This window comes from Mediterraneibacter sp. 210702-DFI.3.120, from assembly GCF_020561005.1.
In the GTDB taxonomy this organism is placed as follows: domain Bacteria; phylum Bacillota; class Clostridia; order Lachnospirales; family Lachnospiraceae; genus Mediterraneibacter; species Mediterraneibacter faecis.
Genome location: NZ_JAJCNG010000060.1, coordinates 1 through 1,682 on the forward strand (window position 1 = coordinate 1; position 1,682 = coordinate 1,682).

The 1,682-nt window shown below is 38.9% G+C and carries 1 protein-coding gene; it reads right to left on the reverse strand.

All coding sequences use genetic code 11. From position 1 onward, the window contains the following. On the reverse strand, positions 1-1,681 hold a 1,681-nt coding region (locus LI162_RS15155; protein ID WP_227156869.1), incomplete at its 3' end, for an IS1182 family transposase. Between the last annotated feature and the right edge of the window lies 1 nt (position 1,682).

The window sequence follows — 1,682 nt, forward strand, 5'->3', positions numbered from 1 at the left end:
GGGCGTGTGAAAAAACGAGAGTTTTTTCATGCGTCCTTTTGCTTATGATTATAATAATAGTTATATTACATAAAAAAGGGCATAATTCCCCTTCCCCCATAAGAATGCTATTATGAACTCCTATGCGGTAGCTGCAACTTTTTTTCTGTTTGTTGTGATATTTATAAAGATTGTGTCCGATAGAAACGAGAAATACTTCAAGCAATACAGATTTTATCCCTCTTCGGACAATTCTTTTGTACCACCGGTCGTTTTTCATGATACCAAAGGTACCTTCTGCCTGAATGGATCTGTTCATCCTTAGAAGCGCTCCCTGGATACTTTCGAGATTTTCTATCACTTCCTGATGCATCGCTGTAAGTTCGCGGTTGATCCGAACAGTACGGTTTTTGTCTGTCTTTTTACATTGTTCTGCGTATGGACAGCCGGAGCAGTCTTCACACTGATACACTTCTTCCTGTCGCCCATACTTGTTCCCTTTTACGTTTTTTCGATACTGAAGATAAAAGTTTTTCCCGTTTGGGCAACGCATGATTCCGTCTTCCCCGATTGGAAAATTTACTGCACGAAATGGATCTTCATGGTATTTCTTGTCCGTAGTTTCTTTCTTGAACATGGGAAACTTCATATATTTTTCCATTCCTTGCTGCTCACAGAAGATGTAATTGTTGTAAGAACCATAGCCGGCATCTGCTACTGGGTACTTCGGATAGAAGCCATATGTAGTATAAAACTTGTTCATTAATGGAATAAAACAACCCATATCTGAACGATACTGATTTACATCAACAACAGCAATGTATTCATCTGCAACACCGACCTGTACATTATAAGCTGGAAGCAACTGGTCATTTCCCATGTAGTCTGTCTTGATTCGCATAAAAGTGGCCGAATGATCTGTTTTTGAGTAGCTGTTGCGATCTTCTCCACAGATTTTGATTTTTTCCACGTATTCTTCCAACTTAGCAGCATACCCTTTGAGTTTCTCATAATGACGTTGCTGTGTAGTTTTGCGATGTCCCCTGCCATGAACAAATATTGCTTCATTAATCTGCCAGACTTCTGCATACTGTTCAGCAGCTTCCTTCAGATACTCTGGTGCGTATTCACTATTGATACAAAGTTTCATACCTGTACATGAAAGTTCCTCATTGATTTCCTCAAAGAGTGTAGTGATCTTACCAAAGAGACGGTATCTGGATTTTTCGGTTGCTTTTTTCCATACCCAGGAGTATTTATTCGCATTTGCTTCAAACTTGGATCCATCAATGTATAGATGTTGAAGATCCACATGTTCTGTCTTGAAGATTTTTTTGTTTATGTCTTGAAATATTTCTTCAATGGAATCAGCAAGAACTTCGTTGATGAAGTAGCCGAAAGTGCGGTAAGAAGGTGCTTGATGATCCATAAGATACATGAAGCGGAGATTCACTTTACACTGATCCTCCAGTTCACGCAATGATATATAGCCATTCGCCATAAATCCAAACAAAACTGTTTTCAGCATGCTGACCGGGTCATACCTAAGTCTTCCTGTATCATGTTGAGGAATATTTTTCAGATATTTCTCCAGTTCGATTTCTCCCATAAATCTATCAAAAGTCAGCACTGGATCACAGATGTCCAAATAATCTTGAATTAGCATTGGCAAAACTGCCTGTTTTGGGTTAGAATAGATTATG